Consider the following 19,650-nt stretch of genomic DNA (forward strand, 5'->3'; position numbering starts at 1 on the left):
TGATTAGTATGAATCATAAGGGTTACCTTTTTACGATTTAGATTTCAGTGATTTCACCCTCTATCTAAATCGGTAACCCTTCCCTTTTTTGAAGAGGGAATTGTCAGATCAGATCTGAACTAATGCATCTGATCTGTGCTGGAACCAGATCACTTCTTTGTGTCCGATATGAATACCCAGGGCCACTTCCTGCATTAACCCGATGGGGCCAAGGCCTCCCCAGCCTAAAAATGCCGACCTGGGTTTGGCATCATCGCCTTTTGCGTCGGTTCTTTCGCCCGGGCCGCCATTATCAGGGCGATTGTATTCGTACAGCTTTTGCCAGTAGGCCGAGGTGTCTTCGGGCAGTTCATTTACGGCTTGATCACCAAACACAGTGTTTGCCAGCCCGTCCAGATAGTCAGCAGAAGCGTCTATGGCTATTTGCCAGGCCTCAGGAATCGTTTGAGCGTAATTCATTAACCCTTTCAGGGTCATGAACATCATGGGTGGCCAGACCCCTCCCCGCCAGTAATTGCCCTGCCACTCAAAGTCCGGGTGGTTGACTGACAGGGATGGGAAGGGCATGGGGGTTTTGAATCTATCACTGTCCTGCAGATGTTTCAGCATAGCCCGGGTTTGCTCTATGCTGGCAATGCCAGAGTAGAGCGCCCAGTATCCTGACAATAAAAATACGTTGTCTTTGTGATCACAGGTTTCATAGACGTTGAAGTAAAAGTCCTGGGTGCTGTCCCACATGCATGCGTTGATTTTTGATGATAATTCCCGTGAAGCCTGTTGATACTTTTCAGCCTGCTCGGGCTTGTGCAATTCTGTTTCTATCAGGGCCATGGCGTCGTAATGGAGTTTCATCTGTGCTGACATATCAAAACTGGCGTCTTTTTTATCATGGAGTGCCTTGTTGATATCAAATGGGACCAGTGTGGCATTCTGACCCCCTGTGAAGGCAACAGCCCTGGCAACTTCTTCGTCCCATAAATCCCGGGTGGCCGGTGCGTTATCCATCCCGGACCCCATGGTTCTCTGCCAGAACAGGCCTGTCAGCTCTCCATGGCGAACCCTTCGGTTTTGTTCAAGCCATTGTGTCTGGTGCTCCAGGGTTTGAATGACCTTTGCAAGTCGGCCTTTATCTCTGTGCATCAGATAATGTTGCCACTCTGCATAGGCGGCAAGTGGGGGGTTATTATTGTTTTCCCTCCCATACAGTGTTTTGAGGGCTTCGATTCTTTTTTGGATGTCCGCAGGAAGTCGTTTGAGGCTGTTTCTCTGTGAAGCCCGGTCATTGATATTGCCGAGGGTTAATCTCCAGGCGGGGACAAAGTGCATCTCTTCGCCATCGGGTTGAATTTCCCGGGGGATAAACCCATCCCTGTGCTGTCGTTGGTAAAAAATATTCAGTCCGCCGAGGGTATTGAACACCCGGTGGGCGTAATTCCCAATGCCGATATTGATCCAGGCCTGGTCCCAGAAAAATTCGTTGCGGGAAAACTGACTGCTCAGTCGAGCACTGGAGAACTCTGAAGGGGAGCAGGAGGCCGGTTTAAGGTTATGAAAAAACAGGTGCCAGGCCACCCGGTTCAAATGCTGCCACCGGGGTTTTTGTTCAATGGTAATGTCCGGAAGAAGCTCTCTGGATAAGCGGTATTCAGGCAGTCCGGTGCTTTCATTGCAGGTGCTTTCATTGGCAAAAAGCCCGCTGTAGTCTTCTGTAGAGGGCAGTGATTCTGTACTGGGTGGAATGGTCAAAAAACCGGGTCCTGTGATGGGAGCCAGTGCAAAGAGAAGCAAACCGATTGGATTCATTTTAGAGGGCCTTCATGGCTTTTTAGTCAGCGGGTTGAAGAGTAGCTTATGGGAAGTGGTGCTTCTGTCTTGAAATAACCCGACCTGCCGCCATATAGAGTATTAAGAGACATTGATACCCCGGGAGGTTTCCATGAGAGCTGATCGACTGACCAGCAAACTCCAGTCTGCCCTGGCGGATGCCCAGTCCCTGGCCATAGGTAAGGATCACAGCCAGATGGAGCCCGTGCATTTGCTGCTGGCCCTGCTGGATCAACAGGGAGGTTCGGTGAAGCCCTTGCTGATGCAGGTAGGGTTTGATGTGAATACCCTGCACGGTGAGTTGACCCGGATGTTGGATTTGTTGCCGGAAGTGAAGACACCCACCGGGGATATCCAGACCTCCCAGGCCCTTTACCGGATGCTCAATCTCGCGGACAAAAAAGCCCAGCAGGCCGGGGACCAGTTTATTTCCAGTGAAACTGTTTTGCTGGTGATGATGGAAGACGGTGGTGAACTTGGGAAACTGCTGAACAGCCAGGGCATCAGCCAGAAGGCGCTGGAAAATGCCATTAAACATGTGCGTGGCGGCGAGACCGTTAATGACCCCAACGCGGAAGATAATCGCAACTCTCTGAGCAAATACGCCATTGATCTGACTGAGCGGGCGGAACAGGGCAAGCTGGATCCGGTGATTGGCCGGGACGATGAAATTCGCCGGACCGTCCAGGTGCTTCAGCGTCGAACCAAAAATAATCCGGTGATTATTGGTGAACCCGGAGTGGGCAAAACCGCCATTGTTGAAGGGCTGGCCCAGCGGATAGTCAACGGTGAAGTGCCGGAAGGCCTGAAAGGAAAAAGACTGTTGTCGTTGGATATGGGCTCGCTGATTGCCGGAGCCAAGTTCCGGGGTGAGTTTGAAGAGCGGCTGAAAGCGGTGCTGAAGGATCTGGCGAAACAGGAAGGACAGATCATCCTGTTTATTGATGAGCTGCATACCATGGTGGGAGCGGGTAAGGCCGACGGTGCCATGGATGCCGGGAATATGCTCAAGCCTGCCCTGGCCAGGGGGGAGCTCCACTGTGTGGGGGCAACCACCCTGGATGAATACCGACAGTACATTGAAAAGGATGCGGCCCTGGAGCGCCGTTTTCAGAAAGTGCTGGTGGATGAGCCCTCTGAAGAAGATGCCATTGCCATTCTCCGTGGATTGAAAGAGCGTTATGAAGCTCACCACGGTGTGGATATTACCGACCCGGCCATTGTGGCCGCAGCCCGGTTGTCCCAACGGTATATCACCGATCGGCAGTTGCCGGACAAAGCCATTGACCTGGTGGATGAGGCAGCCAGCCGGATTCGCATGGAAATGGATTCCAAGCCGGAAGCCATGGACCGTCTGGAACGTCGACTCATTCAATTGAAAATCGAGCAGGAAGCGCTCAAGAAGGAAGATGACAAGGCCTCCAAAGAACGGCTGGCGCGGTTGAATCAGGAAGTGGATGAGCTGGAGCGGGAATACTCCGATCTGGAAGATATCTGGAAGGCAGAGAAAGCTTTGCTTCAGGGTGGGCAGAAAATCCGGGAAGAAAAAGAGCGGCTGTTGATTGAGCTGGAAGCGGCCAGGCGTGCCGGTGACCTGACCAAAATGTCGGAAATTCAGTACGGTGAACTGCCGGAGCTGGACAAAAAACTGGCCCAGGCCGATGCCGTGGAGAGCGGTGACCATCAGCTGCTGCGTAACCGGGTGACGGACGAAGAAATTGCTGAAGTGGTGTCCAAATGGACAGGCATTCCCGTGGCCAAAATGCTGGAAGGGGAAAAGGAAAAGCTGCTGCGGATGGAAGAGGCGCTCCATAACCGGGTTATTGGCCAGGATGAAGCGGTTGTGGCGGTTGCCAATGCGGTACGTCGTTCCAGGGCGGGGCTGGCAGACCCGAACCGGCCCAATGGCTCCTTTATGTTTCTTGGCCCTACCGGGGTGGGTAAAACTGAGCTGTGCAAGGCCCTGGCGGAATTCCTGTTTGATACGGAAGACGCCATTGTACGCATTGATATGTCGGAGTTTATGGAGAAACACTCAGTTTCCCGGTTATTGGGAGCACCTCCCGGCTATGTAGGGTATGAAGAGGGAGGCTATCTGACCGAGGCCGTCCGTCGCAAGCCTTATTCAGTGGTTCTGATGGATGAGGTGGAAAAGGCCCACCCGGATGTCTTCAACATTCTGTTGCAGGTGTTGGAAGACGGTCGCCTGACCGACGGTCAGGGGCGGACCGTGGATTTCAAAAACACGGTGATTGTCATGACCTCCAACCTGGGATCCGATGTGATTCAGACGCTTCAGGGAGAAGAGACTGCGGATTTTGAAGACCTCAAGAAAACCCTGATTGATGTGGTGGGTACGCATTTCCGCCCTGAGTTCGTGAACCGGATCGATGAGCTGGTGGTGTTCCATCCCCTGACCCGGAGCCAGATCAAGGGAATTGCCAGTATTCAGCTGCAGAACCTGAACCGGAGGCTGGCGGAAAACAGCCTGACCCTGGAACTCTCTGAAGAAGCCATGGACAAGCTGTCAGAAGTGGGTTTTGATCCGGTTTATGGTGCCAGACCCCTGAAGCGGGCGATCCAGCGCAGTGTTGAGAATCCCCTGGCAGAAGCCATTCTGTCCGGGAAGTACAGTCCGGGAGATACCATAAAGGTTGTGGTCAGCGATGATCAGCTCGCCTTTTCATAAGGCCTTAAGCATAAGCGGGCTGACACGGGATAAACCGCTGACCAGAGAATAACTACGGATTGCCCGGTGCCCCCCACAGCGTTTAGTGTGGGGCTGTTCACAGTCTTTTGGAAAGGCCTTTTCCGGTATGTGGGAAAAGGCCTTTTTCTTTCGATCCATTTTTCCATGGAAAATCACTGCAGGACGCAGTTTTGAAGCTGAAGAGGTATTTGAATGTATCCAGTGGTGGTCTCTGATCTTGATGGTACGTTGCTGAACCAGAACCATGAGCTTTCTGACCGGAGCCAGCAGGTGATCCGCCGACTGAGTGGTGAAGGGGTAAAGTTTGTTTTTGCCACCGGGCGCCACTATCAGGATGTTGAGCAGCTCAGGGCTCAACTGGGGATCGATATGTACCTGATCACCAGTAATGGTGCCCGTGTTTATAATCCCGGGGGGGAGCTGATTATCCAGCATGATATTCAACCGGATCTGGTGAGCCCCCTGCTGGCACTGAGAAAGTCGTTTGCCGACAGTGTTGCTACGAATGTCTTTCAGGGTGAGCAATGGCTGGTGGAGCAGGAGCATAAAGAGCTGTTGGATTTCCATAAAGATACGGGTTTCAGCTATCAGCTGGCGGACCTGGATGCGCTCACTCCCAAGGCGATCCAAAAGGTCTTTTTTGTGGCCCATTCCCAGAAAGACCTCCTGCCTTTATCCGATCAGGCTGAAGCCCTGTTTGGTGACCGTCTGGCGATGACCTACTCCCTGCCGGAATGCTTTGAAGTGATGGCGCCTTCTGTCAGCAAGGGTTCCGCTCTTGAAGAGGTGCTCAGGCTCAAAGGCTTTGGGTTTGAGGATGCCATTGCCTTTGGTGATGGAATGAATGATCTGCAGATGCTCTCCAGTGTTGGCAAGGGCGTATTGATGGGGAATGCGGACCCTTCTCTGGTCAGCCATTTACCGGAATATGAGCAAATTGGCTCCTGCCACGACGACGCCGTTGCCCACTATCTTGAGAGCCAGTATGTAAACTGAAGTTTGCCGCTGGGGCAAAGGCCATGCTTCAGGGATGAGGCGATCATGAACTTTTATCTAAAACAACTGTCCTAATTACTGGAAAAGCCAAGCGTGAAAACGGATTGCCTGGTTTTTCTCTTTAGGGTGGTTGAGAGACGGATCTGAACCTCTTTTTAACCGGCATTACGGTGTGAGAGCGCCGTGTGTTTCTGGTTATCCCCAGACTGAATTGCTCAAAATGGATGTTAAGCATTATTCAGAAGTACGTCACTGAGGACGTTCTGTTGTGATTGAGAGTGTTTCAGGTGCCAGCCGCGCATCACAGTATCCAGCTATTGTATACATTCCCTGGAAAGCGCAGCTCAATTTTAAAACCTGGCTTGTCAACAAGGTTTACCAGGTAGAGCGCCGTATACGGCGAGTCCCTGTTGAACTTAACCTTCTATTTTATACTGCAAAAATAATGGCCAAGCAGCTCATTAATCGTGCTGTTTGTTTTGTCTTCCCTGCTGTCAGTAATAAAGCATTAAATTTGCCTGGGGTGTGCATGGTTTCCTTGCCTTCAAGGGGGAGTGATTCCCGGTGTACCCGGCATTTGAGGGAGGCCATCGAAGCGCTGCTGGCAGGAAATTACCCCAGGTTCTGGCTCTCGTTGAGGCTGTTTAATGATGAGGCAAAACGGGAAGGTTATAAGCAAGATGCGATTCTTCCGTTCATGATTGATGGCGTCAAAGCTATTGTGAATAGCTCGGATGTCCAGTCAAAGGAGAAGCTTCGTCGTCATATAATGAGTGACGGTTCTGCGTTTTCGCAGATATACCGGGCCTTTTTTCTAGTCGGTGTCGATCAATTGGCGGACAGTAAACTCTGCCCTGACTTGAAGGAGCTGTACCGACGATGCTCTGATTTAACCCGGTCGCTGGCAGATGCCGTTCTTTCTCCTGGGGACACCTGGCAAAAGTATCTATCCGATCTTGCCCATGGAAGCGACAGACAAAGCTTGTCAGCTTTTACAGGGCTGGATCATGCGTTCAGACGACAATGCGCCACACTCAGAGCGGACACAACAGAGTTGCCCCAGTTGGATGATCCTGACTCGCGAGAGTCAGGTAAGAGAAAGGTTGCTCTTCAAAGATACCCGTTTGCCAGTGGGAATAAGCCATTACCGGTTTCTTGTCAGAAAGCGACTGGATTGGTTTGGCGGGCTTTACAGCCAGCCACCAAGATCTTTCCAGCGGTTTACAATGGTGCAGAAAAGCTCTGCCGTCTTCTCGGTGTCGTAGCGGGCTGAATGGGCCTCTGATTTGTCAAAATCAATGTGGGCTTCATCACAGGCTTTGGCGAGCACCGTTTGACCGTAGGCCAGGCCGGACAGGGTGGCGGTGTCAAAGCAGGAGAACGGGTGAAAAGGGTTCCGTTTCAGTTCACAGCGCTGGGCGGCGGCCATGACAAATCCCAGGTCAAAGGCCGCGTTGTGACCCACCAGTACGGCTCGACTGCACCCCTGGTTTTTAACCGATTTTCGCACGCTCCGGAAAATTTTGTTCATCGCTTCCTCTTCAGGTAGCGCGATCCGGAGCGGGTGAAAAGGGTCAATCCCGATAAACTCTATGGCGGCCTTTTCAATATTGGCTCCCTCAAAGGGTTTGATGTGGTAGGACTCTGTGGGCCCGGGGTGAACGTAACCACTTTCATCCATTTCAATGACGGTGGCTGCTATTTCCAGCAGTGCATCGGTGGTGGCATTAAAGCCACCGGTTTCTACATCCACCACAACGGGTAGAAAGCCTCGGAATCGGCTTGCCATAGAGTGGCTGTCGTCGGCCCGCAAGGGAGTCTCCTTAATCTGACTTGAGGCGCCAGGTGAGGGTTTCACCGGCTCTCAGGGGTTTCACCCGGCTGTCGCCGAATGGGATGTATTCCGGCATTGTCCAGGACTCTTTTGCCAGGGTAATGGTGCTGCTGTTTCTGGGAAGTCCATAAAAGTCCGGTCCATTGTGGCTGGCGAACGCTTCCAGTTTATCCAGTGCACCCATGCTTTCAAAAGCCTCGGCATACAATTCAATGGCCGCTGGTGCTGTGTAGCATCCGGCACAGCCGCAGGCAGACTCCTTGGCACCCACTGCGTGAGGCGCTGAGTCAGTTCCCAGAAAGAAACGTTTGCTGCCACTGACGGCGGCGTCCAGAAGCGCCTGTTGATGAGAGTTGCGCTTGAGGATAGGCAGACAATAGTAATGGGGTTTAATGCCACCGACCAGCATATGGTTGCGATTATAAAGCAGGTGATGGGCGGTAATGGTGGCGGCCAGGTTGTTATTGCCTTCGGCAACAAACTGCGCGGCGTCTGCAGTGGTGATGTGTTCCATCACAATCTTCAGGTTGGGAAAGCGTTTTGCCAGCCCGGTCAGGTGGCGGTCAATAAAGACTTTTTCCCGGTCGAAAATATCAATGTCTGAATCCGTCACTTCCCCGTGAACCAGCAGGGGGAGTCCGCACTCCGCCATGGCTTCAAGAGCACCGTAGACATTTTTCAGGTCGGTCACGCCGGAGTCTGAATTGGTGGTGGCACCCGCGGGATACAGTTTACAGGCATAGACCTCACCCTGGTTGTGAGCCTCCCGGATCATGGCCGCGCTGGTCTTGTCGGTGAGGTAAAGGGTCATCAGGGGCTGGAAAGCCGAACCTTTCGGAATATGTCGGAAAATACGGCCTTTGTATTCGCTGGCCTGCTCTCTGTTCACCACTGGAGGCACCAGGTTGGGCATCACAATGGCTCGACCAAACGATCGAGCGGTGGCTTGGACAGTTTCTTTCAAGGCTGCGCCATCCCGAAGGTGGAGATGCCAGTCGTCAGGGCGCGTAATGGTGAGTGTCTGGGTCATTGAGTGTGATTACCTGTTCCGGTTAAAGCCATACATCATAGTTAAAAAGTGAAGAGTCAAAACTGAGTTGTCAAAAATAAAACGTCAGCCGTGGCAAGTCTCTCATTGATCATTGCGCGGAGGCATTGGATCAGGGAAACGCTGCGCGTTCACTGTGATGAGTGTACAGACCGGAGGCTCATCCTAGCGAAAATCCGGTTTTTTGGATAGTGCTTTTGTTTTTTATGGATAGTGCACCCGGCTTTTTGGAGCCGCCTGTTGCATGAGGACTGACACGCCGGAAATCGGCAGTTTTTTTGCCAATGGATAGGGGGTTCTTGTTGTTGGGTTAGGTATAATCCGAATCGCATAAAAAAGGGATAAGTCCCTTGGCGTGCATGTATTTATGCATTAGTATTCGTATAAAGTGAATATATATGCCTTAAATGGCGTTTTTGTTGCGTATTTATTGGTTTTCCTGCAGGTGGGTTACTGCTGGGCAGTGGAGTTGGAGTCGAGCGATGAAAAAGATCAATAAAGTGGTACTGGCCTATTCCGGAGGCCTGGATACCTCAGTGATTGCCAAGTGGCTGGAAGACACCTATGACTGTGAGGTGGTTACCTTTACTGCCGATCTTGGCCAGGGGGAAGAGGTGGAGCCTGCACGGGCAAAGGCTGAAGCTCTGGGCATCCGGGAAATATATATTGATGACCTGAAGGAAGAGTTTGTCAGGGACTTTGTATTCCCCATGTTTCGTGCCAACACCGTTTATGAGGGGGAGTACTTGCTGGGTACCTCTATTGCCCGTCCGCTGATTTCCAAGCGGTTGATTGAGATTGCCAACGAAACGGGAGCGGATGCGATTTCCCATGGGGCCACCGGTAAGGGCAATGACCAGGTGCGTTTTGAACTGGGTGCCTATGCCCTGAAACCCGGGGTTCAGGTGATCGCCCCCTGGCGGGAGTGGGATTTGAATTCCCGGGAAAAGTTGCTCGCCTACTGTGATGAGCACGGAATTGAGGTGGAGCGGAAGAAAGGCAAGTCCCCTTACTCCATGGACGCCAATCTGCTGCACATTTCCTATGAAGGGGGGATTCTGGAAAGCCCCTGGGCGGAAGCCGAAGAAGATATGTGGCGCTGGACGGTCTCACCGGAAAAGGCACCGGATCAACCCACCTACCTGAACCTGACCTACCAGAACGGGGATATCGTCGCTATTAATGGTGAGCCAATGAAGCCGGTTGATGTGCTGACCTACTTGAATAAAGTGGGTGGAGAAAACGGCATTGGTCGCCTGGATATCGTTGAGAACCGTTATGTGGGCATGAAATCCCGTGGCTGTTATGAAACCCCAGGGGGCAGCATTATGCTGAAAGCCCACCGGGCCATTGAGTCCATCACCCTGGACCGGGAAGTGGCTCATTTGAAAGATGAGTTAATGCCCCGTTACGCCAAACTGATTTACAACGGTTACTGGTGGTCTCCCGAGAGGGAAATGCTCCAGAAGATGATTGACGAAAGCCAGGAGTCCGTGAATGGCGAGGTTCGCCTGAAGCTCTACAAAGGTAATGTGATTGTGGTGGGGCGTCGTTCAGAAGATTCCCTCTTTGATGAAGATATTGCCACCTTTGAAGACGATGCCGGTGCCTATAACCAGGGGGACGCGGAAGGGTTTATCAAGCTTAACGCCCTGCGGCTGCGGATCGCCGCGAATAAAGGTCGAACATTAAGTCGGTAATGTCATTGTGAAAAATGTGCTGACAAGTGGTAGACAGTAGTCTGCTACTGGTCAGCGAGTGAAATGTTCCTCTTGATTTTTCTCGTTGGCGACTCACTTTTTATTGAGCGCCCTGCCTTTGCTGAGCCTGATAGATTCTGGAGGCCTTGCCAATGGGGCGTGAGAAGCTCAGTTTGAAGCGGTTGTTTTCAACCATGGAGGTCTGAGTCAGTCTATGGAATTCGTAAGGATCCAGGTCGAATGAGGCACTGGCCAGATCCAGGATGGTGTCTTGAAGGCTCTCGTTTCTTTCCCTTACCGCTTGTATGTAAATTTCCTTGTAGAGCCGATAAACGTCCTGAACGGTATGAAAACGATTGGCCTGCCTTTGTGCTTTATCGCCTTTATATCGGCGCACCATGGGGTAGACCGTATTGGCAATCTTCAGTGTTCCCTTGACGGCATTTCTGCCTGCTGAACCGGCTGGACCAAGAATATCGGTCAGTGGGGTTGCGATGGCTGATGCTGTATGGATAGCCGCCATTCTTGTGGTTTTTGCCTCCTTCAAGCCAATATGCCGATTTTTCAGTTCTTTCACATTCTCAAGTTGAGTTTTTATTCGGTTATAATCTTCCAGGCTCAAGTTTCTCTTGTTTCTGAGGAGCACGTTAAGGCTGTTATCAACTCTTTCTTCCATGTTTTCCCGGTTTCTCATTCTGTGTCTGGTTTCCGCAGAGTAAGCTCCGGTTCTGATTAATTCGTCTATTGGTAATAAGGGGATGATTCCGGTTGCTGCAGCGGCTCCCTTGGCTATAACATCATTTCGAACAAACTTCAGCTTCCAATCATCATAATTTTTTAGTTGATAAAAAGTGCTTATTTCTTTGTCGTGATCAGAAATAACTTTGTATATATTGGGTTGTTTAAGTAAGCGATTTCCATTTTTTAGTTTGTTATACAGTTTCTCTTTGTCGATGGTTGTTCTATGCATACAGGCTTTTAGTTTTTTATTTTTCATGCTTCGAAATTTATCGGCAATTTTCTGCTTAACGGTTCCTGCCTTTTCATATTTTACTGAAATACCATATTCTTTTAATTTTCTTTCCAGTACATTTTCCACAAAATCCGGATTTCCCATATTTTCCGGAGTTATTCTGTCAAACAGTTCCGGTAGTGCTTCATCATTGGGGAAAAGGCTGGATAAATTCTGAACCAAACTTTGGAAATTCTGGTGGCTTCGATAACTTTTGTGGCAGTTAAAGATATCTGCGGTCACTTTGAGCAGGCTATTAGGGTTGTATCGATTGTCAACAAGATGACTGACGCGACCAAAATCTTTAAAGTCGCTGAGGGTCATTAACTGGTTTCTGGGCTGTCGATCATGCCATTTTTGTTTCACTTCAAACGCTTTTATAATATTCTTTCTTCGTCTTAGAATCTTATGCCGTTTATAGAGTGCAAAGGCCGTTGCCAGAGTACCTTCTGCCACGGCACTGCCAATATCGGCTCCCAGAGCATCCGGGCTGTCAGCGAAATCATCAAACTTTTCCTGCCAGAACTCTTCTTCGCCGTATTGAACCAGGTAATCCTCATAGCCAGATTTGGCCGCATGAGGATCCGGGTCTACATCGTACTGGTCGTATATTTTCTCTTTTAAGTCATAGTCTGAAACACTGTCGTCAATGGGGGTGTCACTGGACTGATTCATCCACTCTTCGGTGACTTCGGTATCACCGTAAAATATTTTTTCCGGTTGAGCCTCATCAAATTCAAGTGTTCGTTCCCACAAAGAATCAAGACGGTCATCACCGTCTCTGTATTCGGCAAGAGTCAATAGTTTGGATGGATTTCCACCGCCATCGCTGTCGTACAATGTGCCATCAATAATGTATTTGTCACCTTCTGGTGCTTCGAAGACGCACACTGCATGTCCTGCCCCTTCCGGGTTACTTCCCCCTATAATGTGAAACTCACTGCCTTCGGGTAAATAACCTTTCTCAATGGCTGCGTCGCCCCAGAACTTGGCCATGACTGAGTAGTCGTCACAGTCAACCCCCTGACCATTGTCTTCCAGAATTTCCGAGACGGTGGATGTGTACTGCGCCTTTCCTTCTGTATCAATATCATGACCGTAGGTAAAATCGGTTTCTTTAAAACGTTCCTGTATATGAACCAGAACGGCTTTGTACTTTTCATCACCGTCAAGCCCTTTGGTCACGTGTTCAAGTGACTCCAGAAAAATGGCTTTTTCTTCTTCCGGCGTTGAGCCAAGGTCTGGGTAAAACAGCTCTCTAAGCTCTTTCCAGACCAGCTCCTGCCGAATGGCGTTGCCAAGAGCAGGTACCTCTGCAGCAAGACCGGTAGCCGCTTCAGCGAGATCCCTTTTGTCGTTACTGCTTTGTGTAGTGTTTGCCTGGATATGGAATTCTGATGTTTTGCTCCTTTTAGGGGTAAAGGTGCTGTAGGGCTGGCCATCACTGAGTGATTCCTGGGAAGATTGTCTTTTGAGTGGTCGCAGATTTCCAGTGTGGAGGGTGGATCTGGAAGACCTTTCTGAAATGCGGGGTGGCCTCTGGTCCCAGAGCTGTTCCCGGGGGATAAACTGATCTTTTGTTTGCCGTTTTCGCCACCTTTTTTTATGGGAAGAGCTTTCTTCCGGCTCAGGTCGGTCAGAGTGAGGGGTGTAACTGCGCGGTATTAACCGGTGTCTATCGGGTTCTATGGGCATAATGAAACATCCATGTTTCTGACTTTTTTTACAAACTCGCCTTTTTTTCAAATAAAACGATTTTTTTTTGTCGGTTTTTTTGGCTGGTTGGCTGTCTTTCTGGCTAGCCGTGCAGTAATAATAGCTGACAGGAGTTTGTGTATAGATCCAAGGGAAGGTGATGGTTTATGATCGTTTAAATCAATGGGTTTGAATAAGATGCAGCAGGTGAAGATTCACCTGCTTCTATTGGAGGTGCTCAGAAGTGGTAACCGATTTGCAGGGTCAAAAAATCCATACCTTCGTTGATGTGTTCAAGGTGGGCATTGGAGTAATGCATCCAGCCATAGCTGACCTCAAACTGTTGTTTTTCCCCAAGTTCTAGGCCAATCATTAACCTGAGTTCAAACTGCCATCGTCCGCCCATATTAATTCCGCTTCGGTTTTGTTGCTCCAGATCCTCTTCTGTCTGGTAGCTTAAGCCGGCGCCTATATCAAGAAACGGGGTCAGGCTGCTGTTTGTTTGACTTGGAACCAACCGAAGCACCGGACTCAAACTAATCTGCCGGGCACTTTTGGCGCCCAGATGCTCTGAATCGGGTTCCGGGTTCAGGGTGCTTTTCCAATAACCCAACCCCAGTTCTGCATAGCTTTTCAGCCTTAGACTGTCTGACTCCCACAAATTTTCAGAGATATCCCAGGCCAACCCCGCTCGATATTGATGAATATCGGCACTTCGGCTGACAAAAGGGGAGATAAACTGGCCATATCCGATCCGGATCTGGTCGGGTTTCCAGTCGGCCATTACCTGAGCAAAAGGAAAAGAGAGCGCGATAAAAAACAGAAGCGATCGAAGCATCTTGAAATCCTTTTCAGCGGTGAAAACACCCGTGAATCATGGCATTTCCATTTGCCATGAGTGTCGTTTTTGCTGTTGTATTTTGATCTTATGCGATTACCATTGAAAAAACTATCTTAACCATAAAAAAAACCAGGCCTTTTGAGGCCTGGCTTCTGTTGCAGGTTTATATTGGTGAAATAAGGATCACAAGGTCTTTTCGGTCATGATTTTCAGAATCATCCGATCGGTTTCCTTCATGCCCTGATTGCCCAGCAGTCCAATATTTTCAATGGTTTTTTCCACTTCATCTTCAATGACACCCTCATGGGAGGTGACGCGAATATTGTCCATGGCCATCAGTGCCGCTTTAACGGCTGCGTTTGCCGAGGTAGACACTTTCAGGGAGCAGCTGGTCTTGGCGCCATCACAGAATATGCCGGTGATATCCCCCACCATATTAAAAATGGCGTATTCGATCTGCTCCAGAGAGCCGCCCAGCAGCCAGGTAATGGCGCAGCTGGCCCCTGTTGATGCGGTGGTTGCTCCGCACATGGCAGAGAGTGTGTCCAGGTGAGACTTGATGTGGATTGCAATCAGGTGACTGAGGATCAGCGCCCTGGCCAGGGTTTCTTCAGAGGCATTGAGGCGTTCCGCCACTGCCACAACAGGCATGGTTGCCGCGATTCCCTGGTTGCCACTGCCCGAGTTGCTCATGGCAGGCAGCATAACGCCATCCATTCGAGCGTCGGAAGCGGCTGAGGAGCGCATCATCGCCGAGACAGCCAGGTCTTCTGACAGGTAGCCCCGTGAGACATTGCTTTTAAGTGTCTTGCCCACTTTCAGGCCGTAGTCACCCTCCAGTCCCTCGGCGGAGATAGACTTGTTCAGCTGGGCTGCCTCAAGAATAAAGCGGATTCTGTCGTAGGGTGCCTGAGTCGCAAACTCATGGATGGCGGCAACGGACAGTTGAACGGTTTCATTCTGGCTGTTGTCCTGGCTGTCATTCATCCGTGCTTCAAACACAGGCTTGCCATTGAACTCTTTAAGCACTACCTGGGTATGATGATCCTTGATAATTACCCGGGCCGTCTCTTCCCCGGCTTTAACAATTACTTCGGTATACAGAACGGCAGGGACGTCTTTGATCGCTACGGTCACCCGTCCCGCTTCTACCATCTGCTTGGCTTTGCTGACATGGTCGCAGGTGATGTCTTTCAGCACTTCGAGGCCCGCATCCGGGTCCCCGCCGATGGCACCAACGGCGGCTGCGATAGGCAGACCAACCATGCCGGTTCCAGGAACTCCGACACCCATGCCGTTTTTCATCAGGTTGCCACTGACCAGTACCTGGATGCTTTCCGGAGACTGGTTCAGGATGTCGGCCGCCATGGCTGCTGCATAGGCGGTGGAAATGGGTTCAGTGCAACCCAGAGAAGGAATGACCTTGTCTTTGATAATGCGGATGTATTGTTCCCACTCAGGGCGCCACATAGTTAAACTCCTCTACCTTGATTGGCAGCAATACCGGGCTTTTATTTCAGTCGATCCATTTTGTTCCGAGAGGGTGCTCTCAATTAATATGGACAAATGTTTTTTTGGCGGGCTTTTGTTGGTGTGGAATGTTATTCGAATGGGGCTGGTTATTTATTGATAAGTGTCAATAAATTATGGGGGTCATGCAAGTGTAATTGCATGTTAACTGAGCTCTGGCATTGGTGATTGCAGTCTTGTTTGTTGGACATGTGTTTGGGTGGTCAACATGTGTCTTGGGTGGTGGGGCGGTTTTGAGGGAGGGCACTGTCTGATTGCCTGAAGTCAAGGAAGGAAATGTCCATGAGCAGTGATACCCCCCCCCCGTGTTTTTTGTGCGGGCTGAGGGTACGTTAACTGGCCTCAATGGTGTTTTGGGGCAGCAGGGTGCTTTCTGAGGATAAATATTTGTTGATGGTGGCTGCAAACAATCCGGCATGGCCATCGGCTTTATCCAGGGAGTGCTGCAGTGAGAGGCTGAGCTCTTTCCGGGTGTGCTGGTTGATCAGCAGAGGCGCCTGGTCCTGGCGTATCAGGCAGATTGATTCTGCCCCTCTTGCCAGAACCTGTTGAGCGGCGGCATTAAAACAGTCGTCGGTGACCGGCTCGGCGGTCAATTCAGCCAGCTGAGGCAGTGTCAGGAACAACAGCTTTACCCCGGCCAGGTTAAACGGTAGTCGTCGTGCTTTGGAAACGGAGGAAGGGGCCAGAAACAGGTCAATCTGTTCTTCGTGGCAGTTTCTGATAATAAAGCCGAGGGCTTCCTCAGGGAGGTCGCTGTCCATAAAAACAAGACGGGATCCGGCGATATGGGGCCAGCGGTTTTTCAACTGGTTGAAGGTAATGTGATTATAGATGTCTACATCATTCAGGGTCATCAGGCGCTTGCCGGATCGTTCAATAATCCGGGTCAGGGAGCCGGTCTGCATTTTTTTCAGCGTCATGCAGAGTCCGGTTTCAATGCCAGCTTTCCTGGCATCCTCCAGTAGCCATTCACCCCGGTAATCGTCGCCGGTCCAGGCGATGAGAGAGGCCTGGTTGCCCAGATTGACCAGGTGTTCAATTACTGTTCTGGCCAGCCCTCCGGAAGATTCTGTGGTTTTGACGTTGGCGGTGTTTTCATCGTCCATGGCACCGAAAATGGACAGGGTCCGGATCAGAGTCAGTGCGCCGATGCAAACCACCCGTTCCTGTTCTGGTAAGACATAGGCTCTGCCCAGAATCTGCCCTTTACGGGTTAACTGGGAGATATACCCGGCTACGGCTGACCGGGACAGGCTCAGTTTTTCTGCCAGCTCTTTCTGGGAAATAGAGGGGGTTTTTCGGATCAGTTCCAGAACCTGTTGTTGATTACTGGTCATAAGGGCTACTGCGTTTCCGGAAAGAGTGGGCGATAGGAAAGCTTTTACTTCCAGGCTGAAAAGAGTGTGCGACCGCCATTCGTTTTAATTAACGGCGATCGCTGTCTTTCTGCGGATGTTCGGACGCTTACTGATCCAGCTTCTGCTTCAGAATCTGGTTCACCATCCCGGGGTTTGCCTTACCCTTGGAAGCTTTCATGCACTGCCCCACAAAGAACCCGATCATCTTGCCCCGTTTCTCAACGGGAGCAGAGCGGTAGTTTTCAACCTGCTGGGCGTTGGCTGCCAGAACGTCGTCGATCATGGCTTCAATGGCTCCGGTATCGGTTACCTGCTTGAGGCCTTTCTTTTCAATCACTTCGTCAGCATTGCTGCCTTCACCGTTCCAGAGCGCTTCAAACACCTGTTTGGCAATTTTACCGGAAATGGTGTTGTCCTTGATTCGTAGAATCAGGCCGCCCAGGGCTTCGGCACTGACCGGGCTTTCGGTGATGTTGATGCTGCTCTGGTTAAGGGATTTTGACAGTTCGCCCATGACCCAGTTGGCGGCCAGCTTGGCGTCGCCACTGGCGCTGGCGGCAGCCTCAAAGAAGTGGGCGGTGGCCTGGTCGCCAGAAAGCATTTCAGCGTCGTACTCGCCGAGCCCCAGCTCGCTGATAAAACGGGCTTTTTTGGCGTCGGGCATTTCCGGCATTGCACCGCGCAGTTTTTCAAGGCGGCTGTCTTCTATTACCACGGGCAGCAGATCCGGGCAGGGGAAGTAGCGGTAATCGTTGGCCTCTTCCTTGCTGCGCATGGAGCGTGCCTCGCCGGTGTCACCGTTATATAGGCGGGTTTCCTGAATAACTGTGCCGCCGTCCTCAATCAGTTCGATCTGGCGCTCTACTTCTTTGTGAATGGCCGCTTCCATAAACTTGAACGAGTTCAGGTTCTTGGTTTCGGTGCGGGTGCCAAGTTCTGCCTGGCCCCTGGGGCGAACGGAAACGTTGACGTCAAAGCGCATAGAACCCTGGGACATATCACCGTCACAGATACCCAGAGTGGTGACGATGGAGTGCAGTTTTTTGGCAAAGGCTACCGCTTCTTCAGCGCTGCGGATGTCGGGTTCGGTGACAATTTCAATCAGAGGGGTTCCGGCACGGTTCAGGTCAATCCCGCTCATGCCGTGAAAGTCTTCATGCAGGCTCTTGCCGGCATCCTCTTCCAGGTGGGCGTGATGAATCCGGATGGCTTTGGTGGAGCCGTCGGTCAGGGTGATATCCACATGCCCGGCGCCGACAATGGGTTTCTCCAGTTGAGTGGTCTGGTAGCCCTTGGGCAGGTCCGGGTAGAAATAGTTCTTCCGTTCAAAGACATTGACTTTGTTGATCTCTGCGTCAATGCCCAGGCCAAATTTGATGGCCATGTTGATGGCTTCTTCATTGACCACCGGCAGAATGCCCGGCAGACCCAGATCCACCGCGCAGGCCTGGGTGTTTGGAGCGGCTCCAAAGGCGGTGGAGGCTCCGGAAAAAATCTTGGTTTTGGTGGCGAGCTGGACATGGATTTCCAGCCCGATAACAGTTTCCCATTCCATATTCGATGTCCTGAATTGATGTCCTGTGTATAAAGCCTGGAGCGATGTTTCAGGCCGATTGTCGTGGGAGGGCCGGAGATTGCTGATGCCAGTCGGTGACCTGCTGGAAGCGGTGGCCGATATTCAACAGGCGTGCTTCATCAAAGTGCTGGCCAATCACCTGCAGGCCAACCGGGCGATCATTGGCCATGCCGGCCGGGATAGACATACCGGGCAGTCCGGCCAGGTTCACCGACAGGGTGTAGATATCCGACAGGTACATGGCGACCGGGTCATTACTCATTTCACCAATATTGAAGGCGGGCGTGGGAGCGTTAGGCCCCATAATGACATCACACTCTTTAAAAGCAGAGAGGAAGTCATCGCGGATCATCCGCCTGATTTGCTGGGCCTTGCGGTAGTAGGCGTCATAGTATCCTGCAGACAACGCGTAAGTGCCCACTATAATACGACGTTTGACTTCTTCTCCGAACCCTTCGCTGCGGCTGCGCAGATAAAGGTCTTCAAGGTCTTTCGGGTCTTCACAGCGGTAGCCAAACCGGACGCCATCGAACCTTGACAGGTTTGAGGAGGCTTCTGCCGGGGCAATCACATAATAGGCGGGAATGCACAGCTCTGCGTTGGGCAGGCTGACTTCTTTGATCCTGGCTCCCAGTTTTTCGTACTCGGCAATGGCGCTGCGCACCTGCTGTTCTACGGTGCTGTCCAGCCCTTTGGCAAAATACTCTTTTGGCAGGCCAATGGTCAGCCCTTCCAGGGAGTCGTTCAGTGTGGCGGTGTAATCCGGCACTTCGCGATCAAGACAGGTGGAGTCCCGGTGATCAAAGCCAGCCATGGTGCTGAGCATGATGGCAGCGTCTTCCGCAGTGCGGGTCATGGGGCCGGCCTGATCAAGGCTCGAAGCATAGGCGATCATGCCATAGCGGGAGACTCGGCCATAGGTGGGCTTGAGGCCGGTAATGCCGCAGTGAGAGGCAGGCTGGCGAATGGAGCCTCCCGTGTCGGTGCCAGTGGCTCCAGCTGCCAGTTGGGCAGCAACAGCGGCGGCGGAGCCGCCGGAGGAGCCGCCGGGAATGGCTTTCTGATCCCAGGGGTTTTGTACCGGGCCGTAGTGGCTGTTCTCATTGGAGGAGCCCATGGCAAACTCATCCATATTGGTTTTACCCAGCATGACCGCCCCGGCGTCGCGGAACCTGGATGTGACTGTGGACTCGTAGGGAGCAATAAAGTTGTCGAGGATTTTCGAGCCGCAGGTGGTTTTCACGCCTTCTGTACAGAAAAGGTCTTTATGGGCCACGGGAATGCCGGTCATGGCATTGGCTGTGCCGGCGGCGCGTTGTTCGTCAGCTGCTTTTGCCTGACTCAGGGCCAGCTCTTCGGTCACCGTGATATAGCTGTTCAGCTCTGTGTCCAGCTGCTGGATGCGGTCCAGGTAGCTCCGGGTGAGCTCAACGCTGGATATTTTGCCACTGGCCAGCGCCTGGCTCTGTTCTGCAATGGTTTTATCGTGCATGGGATTTAATGGGCCTGAAATAGGTGTTGAG

Annotated in this window: 13 protein-coding genes; 4 read left to right on the top strand and 9 right to left on the bottom strand. The window is 51.5% G+C overall.

Annotated elements, in window-relative coordinates; genetic code table 11:
• Positions 1 to 108: 108 nt before the first annotated feature.
• On the bottom strand, positions 109 to 1,803 hold the full coding sequence (locus tag ACNRUY_RS15550) for an MGH1-like glycoside hydrolase domain-containing protein (protein WP_488112563.1): 1,695 nt from the start codon (positions 1,801 to 1,803) through the stop codon (positions 109 to 111).
• Positions 1,804 to 1,936: 133 nt separating this feature from the next.
• On the opposite strand from ACNRUY_RS15550, the gene clpB reads away from it, so the two are divergent.
• From clpB to ACNRUY_RS15565, 3 genes are all read left to right on the top strand, one after another.
• Positions 1,937 to 4,513 carry an ATP-dependent chaperone ClpB gene (clpB, locus tag ACNRUY_RS15555; RefSeq protein WP_488112564.1) on the top strand — a complete coding sequence of 859 codons (2,577 nt, stop codon included), beginning with the start codon at positions 1,937 to 1,939 and terminating at the stop codon, positions 4,511 to 4,513.
• Positions 4,514 to 4,726: 213 nt separating this feature from the next.
• Positions 4,727 to 5,530 (top strand): Cof-type HAD-IIB family hydrolase, encoded by an 804-nt coding sequence (locus ACNRUY_RS15560; RefSeq protein WP_488112565.1) that lies wholly within the window; start codon positions 4,727 to 4,729, stop codon positions 5,528 to 5,530.
• 529 nt (positions 5,531 to 6,059) lie between these two features.
• The gene (locus ACNRUY_RS15565) at positions 6,060 to 6,803 is read left to right on the top strand and encodes a hypothetical protein (protein WP_488112566.1); all 744 of its coding nucleotides are present in this window, start codon (positions 6,060 to 6,062) and stop codon (positions 6,801 to 6,803) included.
• Here the strand turns inward: ACNRUY_RS15565 and rnt are convergent.
• Together rnt and pyrC are read right to left on the bottom strand one after the other, a co-directional pair.
• A complete protein-coding gene (gene rnt, locus ACNRUY_RS15570) occupies positions 6,720 to 7,319 on the bottom strand; it encodes a ribonuclease T (protein ID WP_488112588.1) in 600 nt (199 codons plus the stop codon). The genes ACNRUY_RS15565 and rnt overlap by 84 nt on opposite strands.
• 34 nt (positions 7,320 to 7,353) lie before the next feature.
• Positions 7,354 to 8,394 (bottom strand): dihydroorotase, encoded by a 1,041-nt coding sequence (gene pyrC, locus ACNRUY_RS15575; RefSeq protein ID WP_488112567.1) that lies wholly within the window; start codon positions 8,392 to 8,394, stop codon positions 7,354 to 7,356.
• Positions 8,395 to 8,894: 500 nt separating this feature from the next.
• On the opposite strand from pyrC, the gene ACNRUY_RS15580 reads away from it, so the two are divergent.
• A complete protein-coding gene (locus tag ACNRUY_RS15580) occupies positions 8,895 to 10,112 on the top strand; it encodes an argininosuccinate synthase (protein ID WP_488112568.1) in 1,218 nt (405 codons plus the stop codon).
• A gap of 100 nt (positions 10,113 to 10,212) precedes the next feature.
• Here ACNRUY_RS15580 and ACNRUY_RS15585 read toward each other — a convergent pair whose 3' ends face one another.
• From ACNRUY_RS15585 to gatA, 6 genes are all read right to left on the bottom strand, one after another.
• Positions 10,213 to 12,819, bottom strand: coding sequence for a hypothetical protein (locus tag ACNRUY_RS15585; protein ID WP_488112569.1), 2,607 nt, complete (start codon positions 12,817 to 12,819; stop codon positions 10,213 to 10,215).
• 238 nt (positions 12,820 to 13,057) lie between these two features.
• Complete coding sequence (locus ACNRUY_RS15590; protein ID WP_488112570.1) at positions 13,058 to 13,657, bottom strand: acyloxyacyl hydrolase; 600 nt, start codon at positions 13,655 to 13,657, stop codon at positions 13,058 to 13,060.
• Between the two features lie 186 nt (positions 13,658 to 13,843).
• Positions 13,844 to 15,130, bottom strand: coding sequence for an L-cysteine desulfidase family protein (locus ACNRUY_RS15595; protein WP_488112571.1), 1,287 nt, complete (start codon positions 15,128 to 15,130; stop codon positions 13,844 to 13,846).
• Between the two features lie 392 nt (positions 15,131 to 15,522).
• Positions 15,523 to 16,530, bottom strand: coding sequence for a PfkB family carbohydrate kinase (locus tag ACNRUY_RS15600; protein WP_488112572.1), 1,008 nt, complete (start codon positions 16,528 to 16,530; stop codon positions 15,523 to 15,525).
• 127 nt (positions 16,531 to 16,657) lie between these two features.
• A complete protein-coding gene (gatB, locus tag ACNRUY_RS15605; protein ID WP_488112573.1) occupies positions 16,658 to 18,106 on the bottom strand; it encodes an Asp-tRNA(Asn)/Glu-tRNA(Gln) amidotransferase subunit GatB in 1,449 nt (482 codons plus the stop codon).
• Between the two features lie 49 nt (positions 18,107 to 18,155).
• Positions 18,156 to 19,619: an Asp-tRNA(Asn)/Glu-tRNA(Gln) amidotransferase subunit GatA gene (gene gatA / locus ACNRUY_RS15610; protein ID WP_488112574.1), complete on the bottom strand. Its 1,464-nt coding sequence runs from the start codon at positions 19,617 to 19,619 to the stop codon at positions 18,156 to 18,158.
• Between the last annotated feature and the right edge of the window lie 31 nt (positions 19,620 to 19,650).

Source organism: Endozoicomonas sp. Z74 (genome assembly GCF_057680865.1).